A 26500-nucleotide genomic window follows, 5' to 3' on the forward strand; every position below is an offset into this window, starting at 1 on the left:
ACCGGCTGGAGATATTACAGAACGTAACGGCTGAGGTCCGTAGACTTTGTCAGCTCACCAAGATTGTCGTCAACGAACTGTGCATTCACGGTGATTTCCAAACCGGCCTGATCGGGGGCTGTGAAAGACAATTCCTCGAATACGCGCTCCATCACGGTGTAAAGCCGACGTGCGCCGATATTCTCGACGCTTTGGTTCACATCCGCTGCGATTTTCGCCAGGGCCGCGATGCCGTCCTCGGTAAAGCTGATCGTGACATCCTCGGTGCCCATCAAGGCAGTGTACTGGCGGGTCAGCGCGTTGTCTGTCTCGGTCAGGATGCGGACGAAATCCTCTTCGGTCAGTGCGCGCAGCTCGACACGGATCGGCAGGCGCCCCTGCAGTTCCGGCAACAGGTCGGACGGTTTGGCAATATGAAACGCGCCAGAGGCAATGAAAAGAATGTGGTCGGTTTTGACCGGCCCATGCTTGGTGGAGACGGTTGTGCCTTCGATCAGAGGCAACAGGTCACGCTGCACCCCCTCGCGGCTGACATCACCGCCGCGTGCGTCCGAACGGGCGCAAACCTTGTCGATCTCGTCAAGAAACACGATGCCGTTCTGTTCAACCGATTCCAGCGCCGCGCGGTTTACGGTTTCGTCATCCAACAGTTTGTCGGCCTCTTCCCCGATCAGCATGTCATAGCTTTCGGCGACGGTCAGGCGTTTCTTGACGGTGCGCCCGCCAAAGGCCTTGCCGAAAATATCGCCCAGATTCATCATCCCCATCTGACTGCCCGGTTGGCCAGGGATATCGAACATCGGCATCTGGCTTGAGGTATCCGTCAGTTCCAGCTCGATCACTGTGTCGTCCAGCTCTCCGGATTTGAGCTTTTTGCGGAACATCTCGCGGGTGCCCTCACGTGCGTCTTCCCCGGCAATGGCAGTAATCACCCGGTCTTCGGCGGCCTGATGGGCCTTGGCTTTGACGTCCTCACGCATGAATTCACGGGTCTGCAGGATCGCGGCATCGGCCAGATCACGCACGATCTGTTCCACATCGCGGCCAACATATCCAACCTCGGTGAATTTGGTGGCCTCGACCTTGATGAAGGGTGCGCGGGCCAACTTGGCCAAACGCCGGCTGATCTCAGTCTTGCCAACGCCGGTGGGGCCGATCATCAGGATATTCTTGGGATAAACCTCATCCCGGATGTCATCAGCCAGTTGCTTGCGCCGCCAGCGATTACGCAGCGCCACGGCGACCGCGCGCTTGGCATCCTTCTGCCCGATGATAAAGCGATCCAGTTCCGAGACAATCTCGCGCGGGGTCAGGTCGGTCACGGGGGCAGTCCTTTCGGTCGGCATAAGTTGGCTGCGGTCTAGGTAATCACCGCAACGGCGAAAACAACAGCGGCAGCGTTGGTTAGCAACGCCCCACCCGGTTTGCAAATGCTTTCCATAGGTAAAGCGCCCGGCCTCTGGTACAGTGATTTCAAAGCGTTGAGGGCCTGGAGCGCGGAAATGACCAAGATTGCCAAGATCACCCTGCTGTTTGTCGTGTTTGTCGACCTGATCGGGCAAGGGTTGGTCTTTCCGATCATCAACTCATTGATCATGGAGACGAAATCGGGGTTCCTGCCTGAAAACACGGCCATGGGCACCCGGCATTTCTACTACGGCTTGGTGATTGGCTGTTTCTTTCTGTCCTGGTTTCTGGGCGTGGTCTATGTCTCTAAGGTTTCAGATTCCATTGGTCGCAAGAACGCGCTGCTAGTGTGTCTGGGAGGGGCATTGATAGGTTATGCGCTGACCATCGCCGCGCTGTATTTCAACAGCCTGCTGCTGTTGATTGTCGGCCGGTCGATCACCGGGTTTACGGCTGGCAACCAGCCTATCGCGCAGGCGGCAATGATTGACGGCAGCACCGATGCCGCTGACCGCGACCGCAACATGGGCTATATCGTGACAGGTGTCAGCTTTGGCCTGGTTGGCGGTCCCATTATTGGCGCGGTCCTGTCGGAATCGGCCCTGCTGGGCAGCGCGGCGACGCTGAAAACGCCATTCTACGGCGCCTTTGTTCTGGTATTGATCGCCATTTTCCTTGTCGCCGCGTATTTCAAGGATACCCGGACCGAGCGTGAGCCCTTTGTCTTTCGCCCCCGCGATATCACCGACAGCCTGATAGCGGTGCGCGAACATCCGATGGTTCTGAAAATCATGCCGGTCTATGGCCTGTTCATGATCGCCAATGTGACCTTCTATGTGTTTGTCGACAACTTCCTGACCAGCGCATTTGGATACGGGGTCATCGGCGGCAGCATGGCCATGGTCGTCATTGGGGTTGCGCTGGCCTTTTCCAGCACCTTCCTGGTCAAACCTGCGCAGGAACGGTTCAGCAAACACCAGATCATCTATGTCTCACTGGTTGTGATGGTGATCAGCGGCCTAGGTTTCGCCTTCAGCCCCAGCGGTGTGCTGAGCTATGTCCCGGTCTTTTTCTTCTATTTCTTCTTTGGCGTCTCATACCCGACACTGCTGGGCCTGTTTTCCTCCAGTGTCAGCGACACCGATCAAGGCTGGGTCATGGGGGTGACCACGGCTGTCTTCTGTTTGGCCGGGGGCGTCATGTCCCTGATCGGCGGCGGGTTGATGAGTATCGACATCCGCCTGCCCTATTACATCGTGATCCTGACCGCCCTGTTGGGGCTGGTCGGGATGCATAAGCGGTGGAAAGGCAAAGAGATCCGAGAGCTGTTGGCCTGAGACAGTTCAGCGTCTTAGATCGTCTCAACCGTGAGATTGCCATTGGTATAGACGCAGATATCGGCGGCGATGGCCATGGCTTCGCGGGCGACTTGTTCCGCCGGTTTGTCGCCATCCATCATCGCGCGCGCCGCTGCCAGGGCAAAATTGCCACCCGATCCGATGGCAGCCACGTTGTGTTCCGGCTCCAGCACATCCCCTGCCCCGGTAATCACCAGCAGATCCTTGCCATCAGTGACGATCAGCATCGCCTCAAGCTTTTGCAGGTATTTGTCGGTGCGCCAGTCCTTGGCCAGCTCGACCGAGGCGCGGGCCAGTTGGCCGGGTGTGGCCTCAAGCTTGGTTTCCAGACGTTCCAGCAGGGTAAAGGCATCGGCGGTTGATCCGGCGAAGCCTGCGACAACCTCGAACCCGCCGGGTGACAGGCGGCGTACCTTGCGCGCGGTCCCTTTGATCACGGTCTGGCCCAAGCTGACTTGCCCGTCCCCGGCAATGACCACCTGCCCGCCTTTTTTGACGCCAATAATGGTTGTGCCGTGCCAACCGGGAAAGTCGCTGTCTGCCATGGGGGCCTCCGTTTTCGCCTGCTGTTCTATATGGGCTGGTCTCATCCGCAGCGCAACAGTTCACAACTTGCTTATAAGATATGCAAAAAACGCAAATCGGGGCTGTAAAACCAGCAATTGTGGGACTCAGTTGAAAATCCTACATGAGGCTCACAACCGACAACGGGTCGGCTGTTTCTGTTTATAAGGAATGCGCAAATGGCAACTACCGCAAATATCCATGCGCCGCTCGGAGCAGCTACCATCCTGCATGTAGTGGACGCGTTTTTTGGCGCTTTTGAAAAAGCCGCCGATTGGAATGAATCCCGCAAAACCCGCAATGCCCTGTCGGCTCTCAGTGATGAACAGCTGGACGATATCGGCCTGTGCCGCGCGGATATCACCACCCTCTGATCCACGAGAATTCGTGAATTCAAGATAAGCCGCCCGGGTCTGGGCGGCTTTTTCTTTTTCTGCGCAGCTTTTTCCAGTCAGACAATTCAGGCGGAAGCGCTTTGCCCCAGATACGAAAAAAGGCGCCCCGAATAAGGCGCCTTCAAACGTTGTTTCCCGAACCGGATCAGAGCGCTTCTTCGATCCAGCTTTGCAGCGCGGCTTTCGGCGCGGCGCCTGCGCGGTTCGAAACGACCTGACCATCCTTGAAGATGAACAGCGCCGGGATGCCACGTACGCCCATGGCGGCGGCAGAGTTCGGGTTGCTGTCTACATCGACCTTGGCGATCTTGACCTTGTCGCCATATTCAGCCGCCAACTCTTCCAGAGCGGGTCCGATCTGTTTACAGGGGCCACACCATTCGGCCCAGAAATCGACAACTACGGGGATGTCGGAATTCTTGACTTCGGCGTCAAAAGTATCGTCGGTAACAGCTACGGTCGACATATTCTGTCTCCTGAATGGGGAATGCTTGGTCACTGAAACTAGGTGTCGGGTATGCCAAGGTCAAGGCGTCAGCGCACGGGTTAGCGCAGCTTTCACCAGATCGTGTGGCAGCCACATCAGCTGGGCTGTTCGGGTCCACAGAATTGCAGTTCTGACTTCGCGGTCCGGATAGATCTGCGACAATGAATCAGCATAGGCACCCATCTGCCGCAGCAGTCCTTCGGGGCAGGATGCTGCATTGTCTGGCACTGTCATATTCGATTTAAAATCAATTACCTGGACGTCCGTTTTGGTGACGATCACCCGATCAATGACACCATGGATACGCCGCCCTCCCAGATCGGCCGTTACCGGGACTTCGGCCAAGGTATCGGGGGCGAACACGGCCTTCAGGTGATCCGCCGTCAACACATTTTGCGCCTCGGCCAGCAATCCTTGCCGCTCGGCCTCACGCATATCGGGAAGAACCCGTGCGCAAAGCTGCGGCCAGTTCTCAGGAAGGACCCGCGGCAAATGCTCCAGCAGCAGGTGCAGGCGGGTGCCGCGCAGCTTGGCGGCCTCTTCATCCTGGCCCATATCCCCGGGCAAGGCCTTGGCCCCGCCCAGATCAGACGGGCTGAGGGTTTCCGGCGCCGCATCAATGGCGGGGGCGGAATTCAGGAAGGTCGGCGGCAATTCGCTGTGGGCATGAACAGCGCCTGTGTGTTCGATAAATTCCGGACCATGCCAATCTCCGTGCGACAAGCGCAGGATCTCACTGTTGGGCAGAGCTGTTGCCCCTGCCCGCGCCATAGCCGCCTGAACCAGTTGATACCAACTGGTTCCGTCCTTGCCGACATCCCCTGCCGCACTTACGATTAGCCACTTCTCTGCACGGGTCAGCGCCACGTATAACAGGCGCAACCGTTCATTCTCTTCCCGTTCGCGCGCTTCGGCTCGCGCCTGCGCGATCAGCGCCGGGGACGCGTCTGCCGGTACTTTCCATAGTGGCTTAGCATCCGTCACCATGATCTCGGCATCGCGCGGTGCTTGCCGTTTTCCGGTATCGGGCAGGATCACGATGGGCGCCTCCAGCCCTTTTGATCCATGCACGGTCATCACGCGGATCATGTTTCCGACACCGCTCATCTGCCGTTTGATTTCCAGATCGTCGGTCTGCATCCAGACCAAAAATCCGGTCAGGCTGGGAATGTCGGTACGTTCATAGGCCAGCGCCTGCGACAACAGCGCGTTGATGCCGTCTTCGGCCTCGGGGCCCAGCCGACCCAACAGCAGGCGCCGCCCGTGATGACGGGTCAGAATCCGCTCGATCAGGTCATATGGGCGCAGAAAGTCGATTTGGCTGCGTAGGTCATTCAGAATGGCTAGCGTCTCGGGAAACTCCTCGGCCCGATTTCGCAGCGCTGCCCAAAGGAATTGCTCTTGTCGCCGATGTGCCAGATCAAAAAGCCGCTGTTCGGACCAGCCAAACAGAGGCGATTTCAGTACCGTGGCCAGCGACAAGCTGTCCTCGGGCGTGGCCAAAAAGCTCAGCAGAGCCGCCAGGTCCTTGACCGCAAGCTCGGCTCCGACCTTCAACCGGTCAGCCCCTGCAATCGGCAGTTCGGCAGCCTTGCAGGCGCGGATGATCTCAGCAAACAGGTCCGAGCGGCGCTGGACGAGGATCAGAAAATCCCCCGGCTGTACCTTTCGCCGGACGAAACTGCCCGGTACCTCGCCATCTTCGGGGATGGTTTCCCCCTGTTCGATCATATCCCTGATCGACTGTGCAACCTGCTCGGCCAGAACAACGGTATGGTGGCGCGCACCAGGGCGGTCCACCGGGTCGGTCCATTCGGTATCTTCCTCGTCTTTGACTTTTTCGACCACCGGCCATAGGTCGACGCGCCCTGGCAGATCGGACTTGAAGGCGCGGTGCTGGCTTTCTTTGTGAAACCCGGCCTCGGCATGGTTTTCGAACAGAATATCGACCAGAGACAGAATGGCGCTGGAGGAGCGGAACGAGTACTCCAGCGTAGAATCCCACAGTTTAGAGCCTGATTCTTCCAGTTTCCGCCCAAATTCGGCCTGCATCCTGTCAAAGGCCTGAGGGTCGGCCCCCTGGAAGGAATAGATCGATTGTTTCTTGTCACCCACCACGAAAATAGTGCGCTCAATCCCGGACCGGGCCCCCTCCCCGCTGGTGAATTCCTGCGCCAACTTTTCGACGACGTCCCATTGGTCCGGGCTGGTATCCTGGGCCTCATCCACAAGAATGTGGTCAATCCCGCCATCCAGCCGGTACAATACCCAAGACGCTACCGCCGGGTCGTTCAGTACGTTTCGGGCGCGCAAGATCAGGTCGTCAAAGTCCAGCCAGCCGCGCAGTTGCTTGCGCCGCTCATATTCTGGCAGAAAGGCCAATGCGAACCGATGAAGCGCCAGCGTTTTGCGGGCTGCAACCAGTGCAAGCCGCTGTTCACGCGCGGCTTCGATGCGCAGCATCAACGCCTCTAGCTGTGGCATCTGACCCGCCAGAACACCTTCGCGCAGGGGTTTGGTCGGGAAAGCGTTAATCTTGGCGATAAATGGGTCCTTGGCCGCCTTTCCGGTCAGAAATACATCTTCAAGCACCGGCAGCGCACCGATTTCGGCGCGGGTGAAGGCCGCAAGCCTGGTGGCTGCCTTGGCGTTGTTCCCGCCGCTTTCGGTCAGTGCGGGCAGGACGCTGCGAATAAGATCGACCTCACCCCCCAAAAACACCTGACCCAGCAAGAGCTGTTCGTCAAAGCCGGCGGGCAGATTGAATTGCTGCAAAACCTGCGACCAATCGACGGCCTGCGCAAACAGATTGCGCTTTTGCGTGATGGCGGCGGTCAGTTTGTCGAACCCTGTGTCAGTCACAAAACGGGCGACATCGCCGATCAGATTGGCCATCGGCCCTTGGGCAAAATCCTCAACGATTTCTTCGCGCAACAAGGCGGCGGCCCGATCTTCCATCTCGGTGAATTGCGGGCTGACCCCGGCCTCAAGTGGGAAACGGCGCAGCAGCGAGGCGCAGAAAGAGTGGATGGTCTGAATCTTCAGTCCGCCGGGCGTTTCGATCGCGCGGGCAAACAATGTGCGGGCCTGTGCCAGACGGTCCGGGTCAATCGCACCCTGAACACCCAAATCGGTCAGCTGGGCCAAAAGTGGAGCATCCCCCAGCATGGCCCACTCACCGAGGCGTTTGAACAACCGGTTTTGCATCTCGCTGGCGGCGGCCTTGGTGTAGGTCAGGCACAGGATGTGTTGCGGCTGCACCCCGTCCAGCAACAGCCGTGCCACCCGGTCGGTCAGAACCCGCGTTTTGCCAGATCCTGCATTGGCCGCCAGCCAAGTCGAGGCATCGGGTCGTGCGGCCTGCACCTGTCGTTCGGTTGCGTCGTTGCGGGCGCTCATTTCAGGTCCTCGGGGGCGCTGTTGCTGGTTCGGTCCCACTCTCCGAAACGTGCCAGATGATCATAGTCCCCGATATCGGTATCCTTGTGCAGCATGCGGCGCGAGGTGAAGCCTTGATCAGGCTCTAAATAAGAGGAAAGCAGCTGTTTCAGCTCAGCCAGGACCTTGTCGACCGGCTCTTTGGTCAGAGGCGCGGGCACCTCTTTATAGGTGCCGCCCATGCCGATAAAAATTGCTTCGGCCACAGGCAGCGGGTCAAACCCTTCGATCCCGCCCTGCTCGGCTATTGCGGCTTCGATCAGCAACTGTTTGTCAAACTTGGCCTGCTGACTTTCGGTCGGAGGCGCACCGGTTTTATAATCGACCAGCCGCAGCGCTCCGCGGCTGTTCAGGTCAATCCGGTCGGCGCGCCCGACTATGGTGAAATCCAGCGGACTGAGCGCCAGCTTCATCGCGGCCTCAAAAGCCACAGGCCCACCATCGCTGCGCCTGGTGGTCTCGGCCCGCAGGAAATCATCCGCAATCCGTTCCAGCCGCGCGAGCCATAATTTGCGCGCTGTGGGCCATGGGACATGCTGGACCAGCAGGCTTTCGGCGCGTTTCAAAAAGCTTTCGCGCGTCAGCAAGGCCGTGTCCAGCACGCTGTCCTTGACGAATTGCTCCAAAATCTCGTGGATCACGATCCCGCGCAGCAGCGCATCCGGGGCCTGAACCAAAGGGTCCAGTGGTTTCAACCGCAGCACATGTTTGGCGTAGATCGCATAAGGATCACGGATCAGGCGCTTGATCTCTGTGACGCTCAGGCGGCGCGGGCGCGACCCGACCGGAGGGCGCGGAGATGGGCGCGGTGCCGCCTTGATTTCTGGAGCGTATTCTAGTTGTTCGGACCACCCCAGATATTGCCGCCCTCGGCCGCGCATTTCTGCCAGGGCGGTTTGGCCACCCTGTTCTGCCAGGCCACTCAACAGGTTGGTTAACCGATTCAACCAGCGGGAAGGAACGGTTTCGGCATCGTCGGACCGGGTCGACCGGGTCAGCCAGACCTCGGGCGCGCCGATAGCCTGCTGAAAGTCATGTGCCGACAGGCCAATGCGCCGCTCTGGCAGTAACAGCCCGGCCTTATCGCGCATCTGCCTGTTCAACCAGGGATCAGGCGCGGGCGCCTCGGGCCAGCTGCCCTCGTTCAAACCGCCAAGGATTAGCAAATCGGCGCCCTGCACCCGGGCCTCGAGCGTGCCCCAGATCATGATCCGGGGGTGTGGCGCGTCGCGGTCGCGGACCTCTTCTCCGGCCAGCAAAGCACCCAGCAGATCGGCAAAGTCATGGGCGGTCATGGTGCCGCCATGCTGAGCCTCATTTCGCAGCTCGGTCACAACCGCCAGGGCCTTTTGACCGGCGTTCTTGTCCCACAAAGTACCGGGATCGTCAGTGTGACCGGCGGCAATGGCCTGAGCCAACCCGCAGAGGCGATCAACCCAATCCGCCAGTGGCAACTCATCAGCAATTTGCTGGTCGCAGAAATGCTGCACCAACCAATGGACCCAACCTTCGGGCATCTCTTTGCGGATGGCAAATGCCGTCAGGCTGGCGGCATCCGGAAATGGCGGCCCGTGGCGGCGCAGGTCCAGTTCCAGATCGCGGGCGTGCAACAGATGAGAGCCACGCTCGCCCCCGTCATGGCAGAGCGGATGTTTCAGCAGGGTCAACAGCGCTTCGCCGTCCAATCGACGCGCGAACAGGGCCGCGACATGGCGCAGGAACCGTCCGGGCGGGGACAGTTGCAGCGGCAGGCCAGCACTGTCATCGGGCAGGATGTCCCACCGGTCCAGCGCAGCGCTGACCTGACGGGTCAGCATGCGGTCGGGGGTGATCAGAGCGGCGGTCTGGCCGGTTTCAGCCGCCTCTCGCAAGCGGAGCGCTATGGCCAAGGCCTCGGCCCGAGGGGACTGCGCCTCGACCAGGGTCAGGTCCTTGGTTGCACCATGCAGATCGGTCAGTTGCGGGCCTTCGGACATCCACGCATCCGTGATAGGGGCAGGGCGTAACGCAAGCGATATCAGCCTGTTACGGGCGGGTGAGGGTGGATTGTCCTGGGTCCAGGCTGTGATTTGATCCGGGCTCTGCCCAAGCTGGTTCATGAGTTTTCGGAACCGGTATTGCGGGTGATCCTCAGAGGTTAACGCCGCATCCAGCTGAGCCCAGACCTGATCGGGCTGGTCAAAGTCAAAACCCGGCAGGATCAAAGCGCCCTGCGGCAGGCAGGCAACGGCTTGCATCAGCATCAGTGTCGTTCCCCGTGACCCCGTCGAGCCGGCAAGAATGACCGGGTGCTGAGGTGGATCCACTCGCCAATGTTTGATTAGGTTCTCGACCACGCGGCGCTGCCGGGCCTGCGTGTCCAGGATGTCGTCTTCTGTGTCGATGAACTGATCCGCAATCCCGATAAACGCCTGCGCGCGGGCCCAATGCCCGGACATGTCGGTGACATCCAGCCGCCGGATCGCTTCGGGTGAAACGCCTTCGCCCTGCATCTCATCTATCAATGCGGCCAGACTGTCTGACAGGTCAAACAAAGACGAGCGCGCCGCCAGATCCGGTTGTTGATCCAGCAGCTTCGAGACCAGCTGCGTCAATTCCAGCCGCCGTCGCAGGGGCGGTATTGCGGGTGGTATCTGCGCCAGATTCACGCTTTCACCCAGATCAGTCACCAGTGAAAGGCGCGGCAACAAACAGGCAGGGCCCTGGTCGAATAGCTCACGCACCCTGCGAGCCATACGCCGCGTGTTAACAACCAGCTCCACTCGGGCCAAAGCCTCGGGCGGAAGAGCGGCACAGCGATTTCTCAACCCCCGGACCAGCGTCTTTGGAAAATCCACACCCGGAGGTACGGCAAAGACGCGGGGCAGGGGTGAGGGGTCAAACATCCGCCAACAGACCTTCAGCAAGGGCGATCCCTTCCGGATGGCCAACATCGCACCAGCGGCCGGGATAGGTTAGGGCAAACAGCCGGTCTTTCTTTTGCATCCGATCCCAAAGCAGGTTCAGCGAAAACACCTTGTCTGGAATTTCGACCAGCCCTTCCGTCTTCATGATCTGCGCGCCTCCGTAGATCAATCCGGGGCCGCGGGTAATCCGGCCCGTTTCATCAGCAGTAAAGTCTCCGGCGCCGGCATGACCAATCGCCTGCGCGGTCGGGATGCACATTAGCAATGCGTCCATCAAATCAGGGTTCCAGGCGGCCCGCAGCATTGTCAGCGGGTTCAGGCCGGACCAAATGGCATCTGAATTCAACGTGAACACTGAATCAGACCCTAATAAGGGCAAAGCTGCCCGTAATCCGCCCCCAGTATCCAGAATGTCGGGCTGTTCGTGTGAAACAAGTACGCCTTTCGGTGCCAAATGCGCCTCAAGCTGATCCGGCAGATAGTGCAGGTTGGCCACTTTGCGAACCGACCCAAGCGCGTCAACCAAATCAAGCGCGTGGTCGATCAACGGGCGCCCGGCTACCTCGATCAGCGGCTTGGGGCGGTTCAGGGTCAGGGTGCCCATGCGGGTGCCGAACCCGGCTGCGAACAGCATGACGGCATTGGGGGGCTGGGTCATCTCTTTCTGAGCCTGTTCAGGTTTTCGGGTGTCGGCGCGGGTAGAGCCGCGCGCAGCAGGTCGGCAACATTCACCAGCGCCGGGTGATCCAGATCCCGCATCAGATGGCCCCACGCGGCGGGGATAAAATCGACATAATGGGGTTTGCCATACTCGGTCGCAAGCCGGGTAAACACACCAAGAATCCGCAGATTTCGCTGGGCACCCAGCACGGCATAGGCACTGCGGAAATCATGATCGTTGACGCCCGTAGCCGAGATATAGTGGCTGACCATCCGCATTTCCGTACCCGGCGTCACATTGCGGCGCACATCCTGGAGCAAAGACACCAGATCATAGGCAGGATGGCCCAGCATGGCGGTCTGAAAATCCAGCAATCCAACGCGCTCAACCCCTTGGCGGTCAGGGAGCCAGATCAGGTTTTCCGCGTGGTAATCCCTTTGGACAACAACTTTGGTGCCGGATGTTTCTTGATGCAGGATATCAGCAAATCGGTGTTCGAACCGATCCTGCGCATCCTGGTCATAATCGTCAAGAACCCCTTGGGCGTATTTGGTGAAGGATAAGGCCGCCAGTTCGGTCATCAGTGCCGGGCCGTAAGATTGCAGCGACAGGGTCGGGGCCTCGTGCAACGTGATCAGAACATCTGTCGCCGCCTCGTATAATTCCCGCTCCATATCGGGATGTTTGACCAGAACCCGCGCGAACAGGTCATCGCCAAGGTCTTCCAAAAGAAGAAACCCATATTGCGTGTCTTCGGCGTAGATCTGTGGGGCGCTTAGCCCGATAGATTGTAAATGCCGGGCCATCCGTACGAAGGCTTCGACCGGTTCCGCCTGGCCCGGGGGCGAATCCATCAGAACAGCGGACTTGCCCGTGACCGGGTCGGTCAGGCGCTCGTACCGGCGGTTCGAGGCATCCCCCGCCAAAGGCTCTCGGCGGGCCTTGGACCACGGCGTGTGTGAAATCAGAGCTTCGGCAAGGACGGCGCGGTTTGTCATTCGCTGACCTCCAGTTTTTGAGCCCATTTTTCGTCGGTCCATGTGAGGGTGATGTGGCGCATATCCAGCATGTCCGGGTCTGTTTCAAATGTCATCGTCAGGGCAGAACCGGGTGTCAGCGGGCCCAGTTTCTCGGGCCACTCAATCAGGCAGATCGCTTGCTCCATCGCTTCGGCCAGCCCAAGCTCTTCGACTTCCTCCACCGCGCTCAGCCGGTATAGATCGCAGTGCCAAATCTCACCTTTACGGGTGTCATAGACCTGAACCAGCGTGAATGTGGGCGAGGGCACATCCTCGGGCCGGGTCATCAGCGATTGGATCAGACTGCGCGCGAAATGGGTCTTACCGGTTCCGATCTCACCCTGCAGCAGCAGGATGTCGCCCGGATGCAGAATCGCGCCCAGCCGACTGGCAAAATTTGTCGTATCTTCGGGCGAATTCAGGGTGATCCTGAGGGGTGGTAACGTCATGGCGCCACAATGGCCCCACGCTGGATTGGCTGCAACCCGGTTCAGGCGCTGATTTGCTGTATCTCGTGCTGTGGCAACGCATTGTGCGTGGCAAAGCGAATGATGGTGGCCCCGTTTTGCAATGGGCAGATGGTGCAGTTCAGATCGGTTCCGTTACGCATTTGGATTCTGGCTGACCACTCAGCCCGGCTGTCCCGCATTTCCACGAAATCCCGGATTTCACCCAAAATTGGAGTGGCCGTGCAATGTTTCTGCCAGTTGCGGGTCACGTCCAGAACCGTGTCGGGTTCAAATCCGGCACCATCGGCTTCACCCCATAATTTCTGATAGGCATAATTGGTGAAGGCCAAGGTACCGTCATCACCGAAAACGGCAACCGCGTCGGCCAGCTTATCCAGGATGGATTGCATCAAATCCATTTCCGCCCGAAAGCGGCGGGTCAACGTGATCTCGGCCGTGATATCTTCGAACAGAAAGGCCACCGCACCATCTGGGTGCGGGCGGCCGCTGACGGAATAGACCGAGCCGGATGGCAGCGACCATGTTTCCTGGTAATTTCCGTCTTCTGCGGCCTCTAGCAGATCGTTCATCTGATTGCGCCAGCTGCGATAGTTCTTGGGTTCCGGCATCATGTGCTGATCGCGCAGGCGGTCAAAGAAACTGGACAGGTTGGGGCGGCAGCTCAGGAAATCCGGGGGCAGGGTGGTCAGGTCAATCAAGGCGGGGTTGAACAGGGCAAGCTGGCGATTTCTGTCAAAAATGGCCAAGCCGATGGACAGCTGTGCAAAGGTTTTGGTCATCGTCTGTACGAATTTTCGCTGTGCTGTCTCGGCGGCGACGATGGCGTTGATGTCCACAGCGTAGCATAGGCTGCCTTCCGGGTGGTCCACCATCGTCAGGTCAAACCAAAGCTTGTTTGCACTGTCTTCGGACGAAATGAATACACGGGTCTTGGCGCTGATACGCGCGCCATTTTCGGGCCCGGGAAAAAGAGGTGCAGTCAGGTCGGTATCGCCACCGCGCACTTTGCGGACAAGCGAGACATAGGCGGCGTTGCACCAGCGGATCTTGTTTTGATAATCCAGATGCCAGACCGGGTAGGGCGCCAGTTCCATCGCCAGGCGGATCGGATCGCTATTCTCGCGCAATACGGTTCTGGGGTAATCAGAGCTTTCCCGCAGCTGTACGCGTACGACCCCGTCGATCCATTCGCACAAAACGTCCCGCTCGACCGAACAATCAATGGCGGGGATGATAAGATTCCCTTCGTGCCTGACGCGTTCAGGGGTTTCAGGAAAGCCCGGAAAATCTCGCTGCAGCAGCCGACGCAGATCTGACCAGTCGCGCACAGCCTCAAACCCTTCCAGAGCGATGTCTGTGTGGCTGATCAGGCGGTCACCGTCGAACAGAAACACGACATTGAACAACGAGGCCGGCTCGGACAGGCCGAAATTGTCACTTGTCTGCTGACGACGGGGCAAAAGCCATTGAACCGCCAGACTGGCAGACACCACACTGATGACGGCCAATATGATCCAGTCGACCATGTGCTCTCCCGCGGTGAATTCACGGGTATAGCTATGGGTGGAAATGGTTAACGGGGTCTTAACTCAGACTTGGATATGCTGATTTACACCTGAAGGAACGGGGGTGTCGCCGGTCTGTGCATCCACAAGTTTTCGCGGCCAAGATACCCGGACGATGGCCCCTATACGTTCGGGATTGTCCGACAAGGTCTGATATGGATCAGAGCCATTGGCGAAATCCAAATGCGCACCGCTGCGTTCCAGCAGGGTTTTTGCGATGAACAGGCCCAGGCCCATACCTTCATATTCCGGCCGGGCCCGCTTTTCCGATTCTGCCCGCCGTCGGCGCATGAACGGATCCCCGATCCGGCCAATCATTTGCGAAGGATACCCGCGGCCGTCATCCATGATGTTGATCGTAATCCTTTCGGCTGTCCATTCCGCTTCGACCCAGACGTTGCTGCGCGCGAAATCCACAGCATTCTGGATGAGGTTGCGCATTCCGTGGATGATCTCAGGTTTTCGCAGGATCGAAGGCTGTTGAACATCGCCATCCCCGACCGGACCTTCGGCAAAGTGTACCTGCTTGCCGCGGTTGATATGTGGCTCGGCGGCCTCATGGATGACAGTGGACAGGGGGGCCTGTCTCAGGTGGAGGTCGTCTTTGCCAGCCCGCCCCATGTCGCGCAGAATGTCGCGGCAACGATTGGCCTGTTCGCGGATCAAGGCGGCGTCTTCTTTCAGGTCAGGGCGGTCGTCCAGCTCTTCGATCAGTTCGGCACTGGTCAGTTTGATTGTTGCCAGAGGTGTTCCAAGTTCGTGCGCGGCGGCGGCGACAACTCCACCAAGATCGGTCAGTTTCTGTTCACGTGCGAGGGCCATATGCGTGGCCGACAGCGCCTGAGACATCGACTGCACCTCAGAGCTTACGCGGTGGGAATAGGCCCCCAGGAAAACGATCGCGATAACGATGGCAGCCCAGTTTCCGAACAGAAGGATATCGGGGATCTCAAGATCTACACCGCCATCCGTGTGCAGGGGAAGGTGAAATTCGGCTAGCAGCGTGGTCAGAATGATGGCCACCGTACCGATGATCAGCGTTGACCGGGTGCTCATGACATTGGCAGAGATCGTCACAGGACCCACCAACAGCAAGGCGAACGGATTATTGAGGCCTCCGGTAAGGTACAGCAGGATGGTCAGCTGCAACAAATCGAACAACACCATCAGAAAGTTTTCGAACTCGGACAGGCGTTTGTTGCGTGGAAAGACAAGAATAGCCGTCAAGTTGCCCATGACCGAAATGCCGATGGCCAGATAGCACAGCGTCACATCCAACTGCACATCATAGGTCTGTTGCGCCACGGTGATTGCGGTGATCTGGCCAAAGATGGCCACCCAGCGCAGCAGGATCAGCGTCCGCAGGCGAATCCAGCTGCGTTCCTGACCAGGCCAAAAAGTGATGTTGGAATCTGCCATTGGTCCATTATGTCCTGTTGCATCGGCTGTTCATCTTGATAGGTGTCCCGGCCGGAACGATCAACAACTCCTCTATCGTCAGGTAAGATGCCATGGTCCGTCTATACGCTATCCTTGCAACAGTTGTTTTGGCCGTAGGTCTGGGGGCCATGTGGCTGCTGACGCGCGGCGCAGGCTCGGACGACAAATTCGCGCAGTGCCGGTCCAGCCAGATCGCAGGGGGTACGGCCACCATTGGCGGGCCCTTCGAACTGATCAACGGCAAGGGCGAGACTGTGACCGACAAACAGGTGATAACCGAACCTACGCTGGTCTACTTCGGCTATACCTTCTGTCCGGATGTTTGCCCCTTTGACATGTCCCGCAATGCCGAAGCGGTGGATATTCTGGCCGAACGCGGGCAATCGGTGACGCCGCTGTTTATCTCGATCGACCCGGATCGCGACACACCCGAAGTTATGGCCGATTACGCCTTTAACCTTGGTGGTAAGACCATCGCCCTGACCGGCACGCCCGAGCAGGTCAAGGCCGCCAGCAAGGCCTATAAGACCTATTATAAGGCCCATGACAAAAGTGATGAGTACTATCTGGTTGATCACTCGACCTTTACTTATCTGGTCACACCCCAGGACGGGTTTATCGAATTTTTCGATCGCAATGACACAGCCGAGCAGATGGCTGACAAGGTGGGCTGCTTTCTGGACAAGATCTAGAACGCAACGGTCTGTTTGACCTTTGCAATGGCGCTGCTATTACTCATGTTTAAGCCAACGGCGTGAATTAGCGGAAAGAATAGAATATGGCGGACAGCTCTGACCTCGACATCGGCCCGGATAAATCGCTGTTATTGGTGGATGATGACGAACCGTTTCTGAGACGTCTGGCCAAGGCCATGGAGAAACGCGGGTTCGAGGTTGAAACCGCGGGCTCTGTCGCCGCTGGCCGCGCCATTTCCACAGCCCGTCCACCTGCATATGCGGTTGTTGACCTGCGGTTGGAGGATGGCAACGGCCTGGATGTGGTCGAAGTGCTGCGCGAAAAGCGCCCCGACAGCCGGGTTGTGGTTCTGACCGGGTACGGCGCTATTGCCACCGCTGTGGCCGCAGTCAAGATTGGTGCCACCGACTATTTGTCGAAGCCCGCCGACGCCACCGACATCACCAACGCATTGCTGGCCAAGGGCGACGAACTGCCCCCGCCGCCGGAAAACCCAATGAGCGCGGATCGCGTGCGCTGGGAGCATATCCAGCGGGTCTATGAGCTGTGTGATCGCAACGTCAGTGAAACCGCGCGACGCCTGAACATGCACCGCCGGACATTGCAACGGATCTTGGCGAAGCGTAGCCCGCGATGAGGTCGTGGGTTTAGCTTGCGCATAACAGACCAGAACTCATGAAGCCGAAAAGCCGAATTGAGTCTCGACATGCGGCCACCAAACATATGCTTTGTCGCGGCTGATGGACCGCCACCCCTGAAGACTTTAATTTAGTGTCTGTTAACCAGTTTGTGTTGTCGTTAAGTTCAATAATTATATTTTCCGAACAAATAGTTGAGATGTATCGAAGTGTCGCCGCTCCCTAATACGCCATACGAAAGCCTCCGTATTTCCAACCCTGCCCTTAAAGTCATTGTCTCTGTTGTCACCTGGGCAGCAGAGAGATTTGGGTTTTGGGCGCGACCACGAAAGGGCGCTGCAGGTGAGCTTTCCGAAATGAACATTTTGGACAACCTGTACTGGGTCTATAAAAGTAAGAACCCCATTCAGCAGCCTGAAGCGGAGCTGGATCAGTCCGGCTTTATGACTAAAACGGCCGTACGACTTTCAACCGCTGACATCAGTGACACATCAAATTCGGTCACTCTGAGCTTTGCCGGGGACATTCTAAGAACCCACAGGGCCAGTGTCGCAAAAGACCAGGTATATGCTGAGATTGAAGATCTTTTGTTTCAGGATGATATTTTGGTCGCCAACTACGAGTCACCTGTAACGACACAGCCTTTGATTGACGAAGTGATCGGGGACGCCGGCCCGCCGATCGAATGTGCGTCGGAAGAACAGTTCGATGCTTTGACCAGCCATAACGAGAGGTTCATTGATGTTTTGAACCTTGCAAACAACCATATTCTTGACATGGGTGTTGAGGGGCTTGAGACGACTCTAAACGTCTTAAGTGACAGAAATATCATGCAAATCGGCGTGAATGAGAGTTTGACAGAAGCCACAGCCGTCAAAACGATCGAACGAAAAGGGATAAAGTTCGGATTTGCGTCCTGCGCTTTTGGTACCAACGGCCACGCGCTTCCTGAAGGTCAAAAGCAGAGCATCAATATCGCCAAGCTGACTTCAAAGCATCAAGCGCCGGACACCACCCTTCTAAAGACACAGATTTCGAACGCAAAAGCGGATGGCTGTGATCTGGTTATTGCGATTATTCATTGGGGTCATGAGTTCGAGCTGTTCCCGCGCCGAGCGCAGCAAGAAGCCGCACAGGACTTGGCCGAATTCGGAGTTGATCTTATCGTCTGCCACCACCCCCATGTCCCTCAGCCGATTCAGCTGTATCGCACGCAGACCGGAGATCGGACGGTGCCAATCGCCTATTCCCTAGGAAGTCTGCTGTGGGGTTTCGCCGATAGAGACATTGCCAGCAGCACGATTATGCAGATTGAAGTACAGAAGACTGAGGGCAAGGCCGAAATAACAAATCTGAAGGCGACGTCAGTGCGTTGGCATGCCCATGAGATTGACGGCAAAGTCTTTCAGAAGGTGGCGCGATCAGAAAGCTGAAAGTGGTCAGGGCCCAATCTCGGCCATCAATGCCGAATGTCTATGCGTATAGGCACATCTTACTTCAACAGGTGGCCGCAATTTGATCTGCAGCCCTTCCATAATAACCCTGTCCGGGCGGCCGAAGAATTTTGTCGCCTCGGTCTCGGAAAAGCCCGCGATCTGGGTGGCTTCCATCCAGGCGCTGATCTTGTCGGCCTTTTTGATTTGCCGTTTTACTGTTTTAGGCACCGCAGCGGGTAGGCCGAACCGGATGTGGATCGCCGCAGCCAGCCGGTCATCCAGTGCGCCATAGTCGGGACCGACAGCGGATTTGACCGGAGAGATCATATCTCCGATCACGTATTCCGGCGCATCGTGTAACAGGGCCGCCAGCCGCCATTTGACCGGTGCCTTGGGGGCAATACGACCAAAAAGCTCTTCGACCAACAGCGAATGCTCGGCCACCGAATAGGCGAAATCGCCATGTGTCTGCCCGTTCCAGCGGGCCACAAAGGCCAGCCCATGCGCGATATCCTCAATCTCGATATCCACCGGTGTTGGGTCCAGCAGGTCCAGCCTGCGCCCGGACAGCATTCTTTGCCATGCGCGGGGTTGTGTTGCCATTCTGCCATGCCTTGTGAAGTGGGACACACTAAATTCGCATTTTTGTGGTAAGCTGTACCTGTCAAGATCACCAGCTGCCAACTTTTTCTTGAGCAATCGTGCTTTGAACAAGCACGCGGTGATACCGACATTTGTACCGAGGGGGGCGCATGCTCCTCCCGGTGTGCCCCTCTCGGACGTAACTCGTATCGAAAGGAGCTTGCTATGTTCAAGCGTTTGTTAGGAATTGCTCTGGCCTTTGGTATGGCCGCCACTGCACCGCCTGCCTTTGCCCAGCAAAGCTGTGCGTTGCGTGATCAACTGATTTCAACGCTACAGGACAATTATTCCGAGGAACTGGCCTTTGGCGGATTGCAAAAATCCCGTGGCTCGCAATCGGTGATGGAGGTCTGGACCTCAGAGGAAACGGGTAGCTATACCGTTTTGGTGACACGTCCGAACGGCATCAGTTGCATTGTCGCCGTTGGGACCGACTTTTTCCAAGCGATCCCCAAAATCAAGGTAGAGGGTATACCAAGTTGATTTTGGCGGCCTAAAACCCCGTTTCCGGCCATCTGCGTTGCCACGTCCCGAAAGGGATGCTAGGGCAACCCGGATTGAATTATACCGGAATGGAGCACCTGATGGCCGGGGACTATATCGTCAAAGACATTTCGCTGGCCGGGTTTGGCCGCAAAGAACTGGATATTGCAGAGACCGAGATGCCGGGCCTGATGGCCCTGCGCGCGGAATACGGTAACGCAAAGCCCCTGAAGGGCGCGCGTATTGTCGGGTCGCTGCACATGACCATCCAGACAGCCGTTCTGATCGAAACACTTGTGGCGCTGGGCGCGGATGTGCGTTGGGCGTCGTGCAACATCTTCTCAACCCAGGACCACGCGGCGGCGGCGATTGCCGAGGCCGGTATCCCGGTGTTCGCCATCAAGGGCCAGACGCTGGAAGAGCATTGGGATTATCTGGACAAATCCTTCCTGTTCACGGACGGCCCCAACATGATCCTGGACGATGGTGGCGACGCGACGCTGTACATCCTGCTGGGTGCACGTGCCGAAGCGGGCGAAGACATTATCCCCGTACCGGGCTCGGAAGAGGAAGAGGCCATCAAGGCGCAGATCGCCAAACGTATGGCCGCGTCCCCCGGCTGGTTCACCAAAATGCGCGACCAGATTCAGGGCGTGTCCGAGGAAACCACGACCGGCGTGAACCGTCTGTACCAGCTGGTCAGGGAAGGCCAACTGCCGTTCCCCGCGATCAACGTCAACGACAGTGTCACCAAGTCGAAGTTCGACAACAAATATGGCTGTAAGGAATCGCTGGTCGACGGTATCCGCCGCGCCACCGACACTATGATGGCTGGTAAAGTTGCCGTGGTCTGTGGCTATGGTGACGTGGGCAAAGGCTCGGCCGCGTCGCTGCGCGGTGCCGGTGCCCGTGTGAAAGTGACCGAAGTTGATCCGATCTGCGCCCTGCAGGCCGCGATGGACGGGTTCGAGGTTACGCTGCTGGAAGACGAAGTTGACAGCGCGGATATCTTCATCACCACGACCGGCAACAAGGACGTGATCCGCATCGAGCATATGCGCGCGATGAAGGACATGGCCATCGTCGGCAACATTGGTCACTTTGACAACGAAATTCAGGTGGCTAGCCTGAAGAACCACAAATGGACCAACATCAAGGAACAGGTCGACATGATAGAGATGCCCTCGGGCAATCGTCTGATCCTGCTGTCCGAAGGCCGCCTGCTGAACCTGGGCAACGCCACCGGTCATCCGTCTTTTGTGATGTCGGCTTCGTTCACCAATCAGGTGTTGGCCCAGATTGAGCTGTTCACCAAAGGCGATCAGTACGAAAACAAGGTCTACATCCTGCCTAAACATCTGGACGAGAAGGTTGCACGCCTGCATCTGGACCGTATCGGCGTGAAGCTGACGCAGATGGACAGCGAACAGGCATCGTATATCGGTGTGAATCCGGAAGGCCCCTATAAGCCTGAACATTACCGCTATTGATTGCGGGTCAGGCATGACCAAACCTTCTGGACGCCGTCGGATATTGCATCTGGCGGCGTCTTTCGTTTTCTCAGCACTCGCCTTGGTGGTTTTGATGGGTGGGGGTGGCTACTGGCTTTTGTCCCACCCGCAATCACCGGTTCCGGACCACTGGAACCCTTTGCGAGATCTGACCATTACGGCTCGGGTCACGCCGGTCACACCTGTGCAAATGCGACGAGCTTTGGCCGATGAAACGCAGTGCAGGGCCGCATTGGCCGGGGCGGGGGTAAGCTTTTCCCTGGTCGAGGATCTGATTGTCGACGAGAAATGCGGAATAGCCGGGCGCGGGGTTCTCTCGGGCTTAACCACGGCCAGCGTCAATGGCGTCGAGACCCGTTGTGCCACGGCTCTGCGATTGGCCATGTGGGAACACCATGTGGTCCAACCCGCCGCGCGCGAGATGTTGGGCAGCAGGGTGCGCAGCTTGCGCCACCTGGGCAGCTATAGCTGCCGGCGAATGCGCACCGCGCAGGGAAAGGACAGCGGTTGGAGCAGTCATGCCACCGCTGATGCCATCGATATTGTCGGGGTCGAGTTGGCAGATGGGCGAAGCCTGAACCTGCTATCGGACTGGACAACACCCGGACCCGAAGCAGATTTTCTACACCGGATTGGCCGGGGTGCATGCGAATGGTTTCGGGTGGTACTTGGGCCAAACTACAACCGGCTGCATGCGGACCACTTCCATCTTCAGGGACCGGGTTGGGGATATTGCAGATAACCACCGGTCGGTTAGTAGGTGCCATGTCGGCACGCTGCACTGGTTTCAACATTTTCCCGCTGCGCCCTGAATCCAAACCACCTGACCCTTACAGAAGGCCAGAATCAGGCATTGTGGTACGCGGAGTCTATCTGTGCTGCCATAATTTCGCTTACGGGGAATGACCTGAAATTTTCCCTTTGTGTAAACAGAACAACTGACTAACCTTCCGACACCTGTTCATAGGCGCATTGAAAATCGCAGCCAAAGCTGCTCAACGGGAGAAATATTCATGGGAAAACGCGACGAACTGATCGCCAAATACGCAGATGATCTGAAAAACAAATGCGGGATGGACCCCGACATGGACCTCTTGACCAAGGTCACAATCGGATGTGGTCCGGCGATTTATGACGCCGACGCGTCGACCGTGGCAGCAACTCAGTCAGGTGAAATTGAGACCGTCAAAAACAACTTCCTGATCAAGAAGCTGGGGCTTTCCGACGGCCCCGAGCTGATGGAAGCGATCAACAAAGCGCTGGAAACCTATGGCATGTCCGAGCGCAACAAGTATCGTGCTGTCGTTTACTATATGCTGACCAAGCATTTCGGCAAAGAGTCGGTCTATAGCTAAATCCGGGTTTCGACCAATCAGCGCCCGCCCGATCTGTGGCGGGCGTTTCCAATTTTAAGTACTTGTTGTTTGTGCCAAACCGGCCAAATGGGCTAGTGTCAGTTTGTGACCAGGACGGTCAGAACCGAAATTCTATACGCGTGTGGTGAGTCGGGAGCACGCGGGGTAGGGAAGGTTCTGCATCTGTCAGGACCTTCCCTTTAATCAATCCGATTTCGTCTGCCCCAGATCGCAGATCACTTGCCACTCGGCATCGCTAACCGGTTGTACGGACAGGCGGGAATTCTTGACCAGAACCATCTCATCCAGACGTTCATCCACTTTGATCTGATCCAGCGTGACCGGGATGGTGAACGGGCGCACGGCTTTGATATCCACACATTCCCAACGCTCATCCTCGGTGGTGCTGTCTGGATGGGCTTCGGCGCAAACCTCAACAATGCCGACAATCGCCTTGTCTTTTTGCGAATGATAGAAAAAACCACGGTCGCCCACGGCCATCTGCCGCATGAAATTGCGTGCCTGATAGTTGCGCACCCCATCCCATTCTTCGCCCTCTGCGCCCTTGGCGACTTGCTGGTCCCAACTCCAGGTCGAGGGTTCGGATTTGAACAGCCAATACGCCATCAGCCGACCAACTTTTTCCAGACGATCAGATCAACTGACTGGAACAGACCTGCCTTGGCATAGGGATCATTGTCGGCCCAGTTTTGCGCCGCCGTCATATCCTCGACCTCGAGGATGATCAGTGATCCGATCATCGCATCGCCTTCCAGAAGGGGTCCGGCCTGGGCAACAACACCGGTTTCTTCGATATAGGCAAGATGGGCGGAACGGTTATCCAGCCGGGTTTGCAGCGCGTCGGGTTTATCCTTGGCGACAAGGGCGATCAGCATGTTATTCCTCCTTCAGGGGTCGGTTCAGCAGCCAGCGCATGGCTTCACCAACGCTGCATTCTCCGGTGCTTATTTCTGACACGATGGTGCTAATGGGCATGTCCAAATCTTCTGCTTTGGCAATTTTGGCCAAAGCCTTGGCCGTGGCAACACCTTCGACGGTTGTGTTTGCGTCGAATTCATCTTGACGCCCAAGCGACAGGCCAAAGCGATAGTTTCTGGACAGCTCGGAACAGCAGGTCAGCACCAGATCACCCATACCTGACAGGCCCATCAGGGTGTCAGGGCGGGCCCCGCGCATCAGCGCAAAACGCTGCATCTCGGCAAAGCCTCGCGTCATCAAAGCGGCCCGGGCGCTTTCACCCATTCCCTCGCCAATACAGGCGCCACATCCGATGGCCATGACGTTTTTCAAGGCCCCGCCAAGCTCGGCACCGACAGTATCCGTCGTGCGATAGAGGCGTAGATTTGCGGTGCTCAATTCATGCTGCAGGTCACGGCCAATCGCATCATCCGCACAAGCGAGGGTCAATGCGGTGGGAAGGCCGCGCGCGATGTCGTCCGCAAAGCTTGGCCCGGTCAACAACGCAGCGCGCGCCTCTGGGACGGTTTCACGGATAACGGAAACCGGCCCAAGGCCCGAGGTCAGCTCTATCCCTTTGCAGCAGGCGACCAGCGTTTTATCTCTGAGGGTAGCAGAATGCGCACACAGCGCGCTCCGCAATTTCTGCATCGGTACGGACAGGAGGATGATTTCGCTTTCTGACGCCAGATCAGCGTCCGAAGTAATCGTAATCGCTTTGGGCAGAGGTGCATTCGGCAGACGCGCGCTGTTTACGCGATGGTTCTGCATCATCTGGGCCTGATCCGGATCCCGAGCCCATAGCGTGACGGGGCCTTTTCCGGCCAGCGAAATCGCCAGAGCTGTTCCAAACGCTCCGGACCCCAGAACCGACACGCTCATGCTTTGGCTCCTTTTTTGCCGCTGCCCAACATGGCCGGGCTAGTTTGATCCAGAGGCCAACGCGGACGCGCGGTCAGGGTCAGATCATCGCGGGCACCCGTGCGGAAACGTTCAATTCCGGCATAGGCGATCATGGCGGCATTGTCGGTGCACAGGGCCAACGGAGGGGCGGTAAATCTGGCACCTTTTTCGGCGCAGATAGACTCTAACGCGGTACGAATGGCCGTATTTGCCGCAACGCCGCCCGCAACAGACACAACCGCCTCCGCAGGGCCTTCCAATAGGTAAAGGTCGATTGCGCGGCGGGTTTTCTCGGCCAAAGTGTCCACGATGGCCTGTTGGAACCCGGCGCAAAGATCGGCGCGGTCCTGTCGCGTCAGGCCACCTTTTTCAGCCACGATCTGGTCGCGCATTCGCATCAGCGCGGTCTTGAGCCCGGAAAAGGACAAATCGCAGCCCGGACGGTCCAGCAGTGGCCGCGGAAACCGGAACCGCTTGGGATCGCCCGTGCGGGCTTCGACCTCGACCGAGGGGCCACCGGGTTGCGGTAGGCCCAGCAGGCGGGCTGTCTTGTCAAAGGCCTCTCCCGGGGCATCGTCGATGGTGCCGCCGAGACGGGTGAACTGCTCGGGCCCATGGGCAATCAGATATTGGCAGTGCCCGCCCGAGACCAGCAGCATCAGGTAGGGAAACGCGATCCCGTCCGTCAGGCGTGGCGTCAGTGCGTGACCGGCCAGATGGTTGACTCCGATCAATGGCAGGCCCGTGGCGGCACTGATCCCTTTGGCGCACATGACGCCTGACATAACTCCCCCAATCAGGCCGGGACCGGCGGTTACGGCAATAGCGTCCATGTCGGCAAGGCCCAAACCTGCGGCCTCTAAAGCCTGCATCACACAGGTATCCAGCTTTTCCGCATGGGCGCGGGCGGCAATCTCAGGCACCACGCCACCAAATGCGCTGTGCAATTCGGTCTGGCCATAGACAACCGAGGACAGCACCTCGGCGGCTGTATCATCGGATTGGCGCACGACTGCGGCGGCCGTGTCATCACAGCTGCTTTCCAACCCGAGGACAGTAAGTGTTTGCACCATTGGCCTGATCCGTTACACCTTGGTTGCCAAGCGGGGTATCACCCTGCGCGGATGCAAACAATCCCAAGGCCGAAGGCGCCAACTGTTGTATTTGTTGATGACCCGCCCGCGCGCTGCGTCTGAAAGGTTCGTCGCGCAGTTGCCAACCCGCATCAGAAGCCGGGTAGAGGTTATCCATTCGCCGATCCTGGAAATAAAACCTTTGGCGGTGCAAGTGCATGCGGATGAAGCAAAGGGGCTGATCTTTACTTCGGCCAACGCCGTTAATGCGGCGATGTCTTTAGATGTATCTCGAAAGATGCCGGCCTTTTGTGTGGGTCCTGTTACCACCGGAACGGCCAAAGGCGCTGGCTGGGATGCCCGGATGGTGGGTGCTACCGCCGAAGAGCTGATTGCAAACCTGCTAAAGCACCGGCCCCAAAGCCCGCTGCTTCATCTTCGGGGGGAGCACAGCCGGGGTAACATTGCTGAACGGTTGACCGAATCCGGTCTGGCTGTGCGTGAACAACCTGTCTATAAACAGCACTTGTTACCGCTCACAGATCGGGCAGGCGCCGTTGCTGAGGGCAATGAACCGGTGATTGCCCCCATATTTTCACCCAGAACAGCGCGACAATTTGCCGACATCTGGGTGGGTTCGGCACCACTTTGGCTGGCTGCAATCAGCGAGGCCACGGCTGAACCCCTTTATTCCTTGGATTATGTCCGCCTGAAGATTGCCAAAGAGCCGACACCGAAGAAAATGCGGAAAGCCGTTAAAAAGCTTGTGAAACATGCGATGCGGGTTGAGGGCGGCGAGGCCACAGATTAACTTAGTCTGGTTAGTTGTTCAGGTTGTTTTGGATTCGAAAAGGGGAACATTGCGGTGGCTGGTAAGAAGAAAACCGATCAAAAGCCGGAAGATGACCCCAAGGCTGACGCAGTCGAGGACATTGTCCAGACCCCGGATGAGGCACCTGTTGACGATGCTGACCCCGTAGACGAAACGCCTTCCGAAGCCGAAGCCGAAGCCGAAGCCGAAGCCGAAGCCGAAGCCGAAGCCGAAGCCGAAGCCGAAGCCGAAGCCGAAGCCGAA

The 26500-nt window shown here is 57.9% G+C and carries 25 protein-coding genes and 1 pseudogene; 11 read left to right on the forward strand and 15 right to left on the reverse strand.

Annotation, left to right across the window (positions count from 1 at the left end; all coding sequences use genetic code 11):
* Positions 1–14 precede the first annotated feature (14 nt).
* A complete protein-coding gene (gene hslU / locus AC2FIZ_RS15405) occupies positions 15–1322 on the reverse strand; it encodes an ATP-dependent protease ATPase subunit HslU (RefSeq protein ID WP_281995814.1) in 1308 nt (435 codons plus the stop codon).
* Between the two features lie 180 nt (positions 1323–1502).
* Here hslU and AC2FIZ_RS15410 point away from each other — a divergent pair, with 180 nt between their 5' ends.
* A complete protein-coding gene (locus AC2FIZ_RS15410; RefSeq protein ID WP_496791294.1) occupies positions 1503–2744 on the forward strand; it encodes an MFS transporter in 1242 nt (413 codons plus the stop codon).
* Positions 2745–2758: 14 nt separating this feature from the next.
* On the opposite strand, the gene hslV is transcribed toward AC2FIZ_RS15410, so the two are convergent.
* Positions 2759–3310: an ATP-dependent protease subunit HslV gene (gene hslV / locus AC2FIZ_RS15415; protein WP_142637447.1), complete on the reverse strand. Its 552-nt coding sequence runs from the start codon at positions 3308–3310 to the stop codon at positions 2759–2761.
* A 198-nt stretch (positions 3311–3508) separates the two neighbouring features.
* Here hslV and AC2FIZ_RS15420 point away from each other — a divergent pair, with 198 nt between their 5' ends.
* Positions 3509–3703 carry a DUF1127 domain-containing protein gene (locus tag AC2FIZ_RS15420; RefSeq protein WP_142637449.1) on the forward strand — a complete coding sequence of 65 codons (195 nt, stop codon included), beginning with the start codon at positions 3509–3511 and terminating at the stop codon, positions 3701–3703.
* 166 nt (positions 3704–3869) lie between these two features.
* On the opposite strand, the gene trxA is transcribed toward AC2FIZ_RS15420, so the two are convergent.
* The 8 genes from trxA to regB all read right to left on the reverse strand — a co-directional run bounded on the left by trxA (position 3870) and on the right by regB (position 15689).
* Positions 3870–4190: a thioredoxin gene (trxA, locus tag AC2FIZ_RS15425; RefSeq protein ID WP_271950641.1), complete on the reverse strand. Its 321-nt coding sequence runs from the start codon at positions 4188–4190 to the stop codon at positions 3870–3872.
* A gap of 60 nt (positions 4191–4250) precedes the next feature.
* Positions 4251–7610, reverse strand: a complete 3360-nt coding sequence (gene addA / locus AC2FIZ_RS15430; protein ID WP_496791295.1) for a double-strand break repair helicase AddA — start codon at positions 7608–7610, stop codon at positions 4251–4253.
* Positions 7607–10534: a double-strand break repair protein AddB gene (addB, locus tag AC2FIZ_RS15435; protein WP_496690241.1), complete on the reverse strand. Its 2928-nt coding sequence runs from the start codon at positions 10532–10534 to the stop codon at positions 7607–7609. The genes addA and addB overlap by 4 nt, the downstream gene beginning before the upstream one ends.
* The gene (locus AC2FIZ_RS15440) at positions 10527–11213 is read right to left on the reverse strand and encodes a nucleotidyltransferase family protein (protein ID WP_496791296.1); all 687 of its coding nucleotides are present in this window, start codon (positions 11211–11213) and stop codon (positions 10527–10529) included. The genes addB and AC2FIZ_RS15440 overlap by 8 nt, the downstream gene beginning before the upstream one ends.
* Positions 11210–12214: an aminoglycoside phosphotransferase family protein gene (locus AC2FIZ_RS15445; protein ID WP_496791297.1), complete on the reverse strand. Its 1005-nt coding sequence runs from the start codon at positions 12212–12214 to the stop codon at positions 11210–11212. The genes AC2FIZ_RS15440 and AC2FIZ_RS15445 overlap by 4 nt, the downstream gene beginning before the upstream one ends.
* Positions 12211–12684 (reverse strand): tRNA (adenosine(37)-N6)-threonylcarbamoyltransferase complex ATPase subunit type 1 TsaE, encoded by a 474-nt coding sequence (gene tsaE, locus AC2FIZ_RS15450; protein WP_496690190.1) that lies wholly within the window; start codon positions 12682–12684, stop codon positions 12211–12213. The genes AC2FIZ_RS15445 and tsaE overlap by 4 nt, the downstream gene beginning before the upstream one ends.
* A 41-nt stretch (positions 12685–12725) precedes the next feature.
* The gene (locus AC2FIZ_RS15455; RefSeq protein WP_281995809.1) at positions 12726–14231 is read right to left on the reverse strand and encodes a PAS-domain containing protein; all 1506 of its coding nucleotides are present in this window, start codon (positions 14229–14231) and stop codon (positions 12726–12728) included.
* Between the two features lie 63 nt (positions 14232–14294).
* Positions 14295–15689 carry a sensor histidine kinase RegB gene (regB, locus tag AC2FIZ_RS15460; protein WP_142637465.1) on the reverse strand — a complete coding sequence of 465 codons (1395 nt, stop codon included), beginning with the start codon at positions 15687–15689 and terminating at the stop codon, positions 14295–14297.
* Positions 15690–15781: 92 nt separating this feature from the next.
* Here regB and AC2FIZ_RS15465 point away from each other — a divergent pair, with 92 nt between their 5' ends.
* The 3 genes from AC2FIZ_RS15465 to AC2FIZ_RS15475 all read left to right on the forward strand — a co-directional run bounded on the left by AC2FIZ_RS15465 (position 15782) and on the right by AC2FIZ_RS15475 (position 18477).
* Positions 15782–16402: an SCO family protein gene (locus AC2FIZ_RS15465; RefSeq protein WP_142637468.1), complete on the forward strand. Its 621-nt coding sequence runs from the start codon at positions 15782–15784 to the stop codon at positions 16400–16402.
* Positions 16403–16488: 86 nt separating this feature from the next.
* Positions 16489–17043 carry an ActR/PrrA/RegA family redox response regulator transcription factor gene (locus AC2FIZ_RS15470; RefSeq protein ID WP_142637470.1) on the forward strand — a complete coding sequence of 185 codons (555 nt, stop codon included), beginning with the start codon at positions 16489–16491 and terminating at the stop codon, positions 17041–17043.
* A gap of 357 nt (positions 17044–17400) precedes the next feature.
* A complete protein-coding gene (locus AC2FIZ_RS15475) occupies positions 17401–18477 on the forward strand; it encodes a CapA family protein (RefSeq protein WP_281995808.1) in 1077 nt (358 codons plus the stop codon).
* Positions 18478–18483: 6 nt separating this feature from the next.
* Here AC2FIZ_RS15475 and AC2FIZ_RS15480 read toward each other — a convergent pair whose 3' ends face one another.
* Positions 18484–19083: an HD domain-containing protein gene (locus tag AC2FIZ_RS15480; RefSeq protein WP_281995807.1), complete on the reverse strand. Its 600-nt coding sequence runs from the start codon at positions 19081–19083 to the stop codon at positions 18484–18486.
* 204 nt (positions 19084–19287) lie between these two features.
* Here AC2FIZ_RS15480 and AC2FIZ_RS15485 point away from each other — a divergent pair, with 204 nt between their 5' ends.
* The 4 genes from AC2FIZ_RS15485 to AC2FIZ_RS15500 all read left to right on the forward strand — a co-directional run bounded on the left by AC2FIZ_RS15485 (position 19288) and on the right by AC2FIZ_RS15500 (position 22471).
* Positions 19288–19605, forward strand: a complete 318-nt coding sequence (locus AC2FIZ_RS15485; protein WP_281995806.1) for a hypothetical protein — start codon at positions 19288–19290, stop codon at positions 19603–19605.
* Between the two features lie 101 nt (positions 19606–19706).
* Positions 19707–21095 carry an adenosylhomocysteinase gene (gene ahcY / locus AC2FIZ_RS15490; protein ID WP_282022174.1) on the forward strand — a complete coding sequence of 463 codons (1389 nt, stop codon included), beginning with the start codon at positions 19707–19709 and terminating at the stop codon, positions 21093–21095.
* Between the two features lie 13 nt (positions 21096–21108).
* Complete coding sequence (locus tag AC2FIZ_RS15495; RefSeq protein ID WP_496791300.1) at positions 21109–21858, forward strand: extensin-like domain-containing protein; 750 nt, start codon at positions 21109–21111, stop codon at positions 21856–21858.
* A 271-nt stretch (positions 21859–22129) separates the two neighbouring features.
* Complete coding sequence (locus tag AC2FIZ_RS15500) at positions 22130–22471, forward strand: DUF2853 family protein (RefSeq protein ID WP_496694381.1); 342 nt, start codon at positions 22130–22132, stop codon at positions 22469–22471.
* A 204-nt stretch (positions 22472–22675) separates the two neighbouring features.
* Here AC2FIZ_RS15500 and AC2FIZ_RS15505 read toward each other — a convergent pair whose 3' ends face one another.
* The 4 genes from AC2FIZ_RS15505 to tsaD are packed head-to-tail and all read right to left on the reverse strand — an operon-like array spanning position 22676 to position 25425.
* On the reverse strand, positions 22676–23098 hold the full coding sequence (locus AC2FIZ_RS15505) for an EVE domain-containing protein (protein ID WP_281995804.1): 423 nt from the start codon (positions 23096–23098) through the stop codon (positions 22676–22678).
* On the reverse strand, positions 23098–23367 hold the full coding sequence (locus tag AC2FIZ_RS15510; protein WP_496791301.1) for a YciI family protein: 270 nt from the start codon (positions 23365–23367) through the stop codon (positions 23098–23100). Before AC2FIZ_RS15510 ends, AC2FIZ_RS15505 begins: the two co-directional genes overlap by 1 nt.
* 1 nt (position 23368) lies before the next feature.
* Positions 23369–24331 (reverse strand): NAD(P)H-dependent glycerol-3-phosphate dehydrogenase, encoded by a 963-nt coding sequence (locus AC2FIZ_RS15515; RefSeq protein WP_496791302.1) that lies wholly within the window; start codon positions 24329–24331, stop codon positions 23369–23371.
* Positions 24328–25425 (reverse strand): tRNA (adenosine(37)-N6)-threonylcarbamoyltransferase complex transferase subunit TsaD, encoded by a 1098-nt coding sequence (tsaD, locus tag AC2FIZ_RS15520; RefSeq protein WP_281973368.1) that lies wholly within the window; start codon positions 25423–25425, stop codon positions 24328–24330. The genes AC2FIZ_RS15515 and tsaD overlap by 4 nt, the downstream gene beginning before the upstream one ends.
* A 97-nt stretch (positions 25426–25522) precedes the next feature.
* Between tsaD and AC2FIZ_RS15525 the strand changes: the two genes are divergently transcribed.
* Positions 25523–26236 carry a uroporphyrinogen-III synthase gene (locus tag AC2FIZ_RS15525; RefSeq protein WP_142637490.1) on the forward strand — a complete coding sequence of 238 codons (714 nt, stop codon included), beginning with the start codon at positions 25523–25525 and terminating at the stop codon, positions 26234–26236.
* Between the two features lie 54 nt (positions 26237–26290).
* A pseudogene (locus tag AC2FIZ_RS15530) lies at positions 26291–26500 on the forward strand (hypothetical protein); the annotation flags it as partial.

It is taken from the genome of Ruegeria sp. CDSB022 (assembly GCF_059611145.1).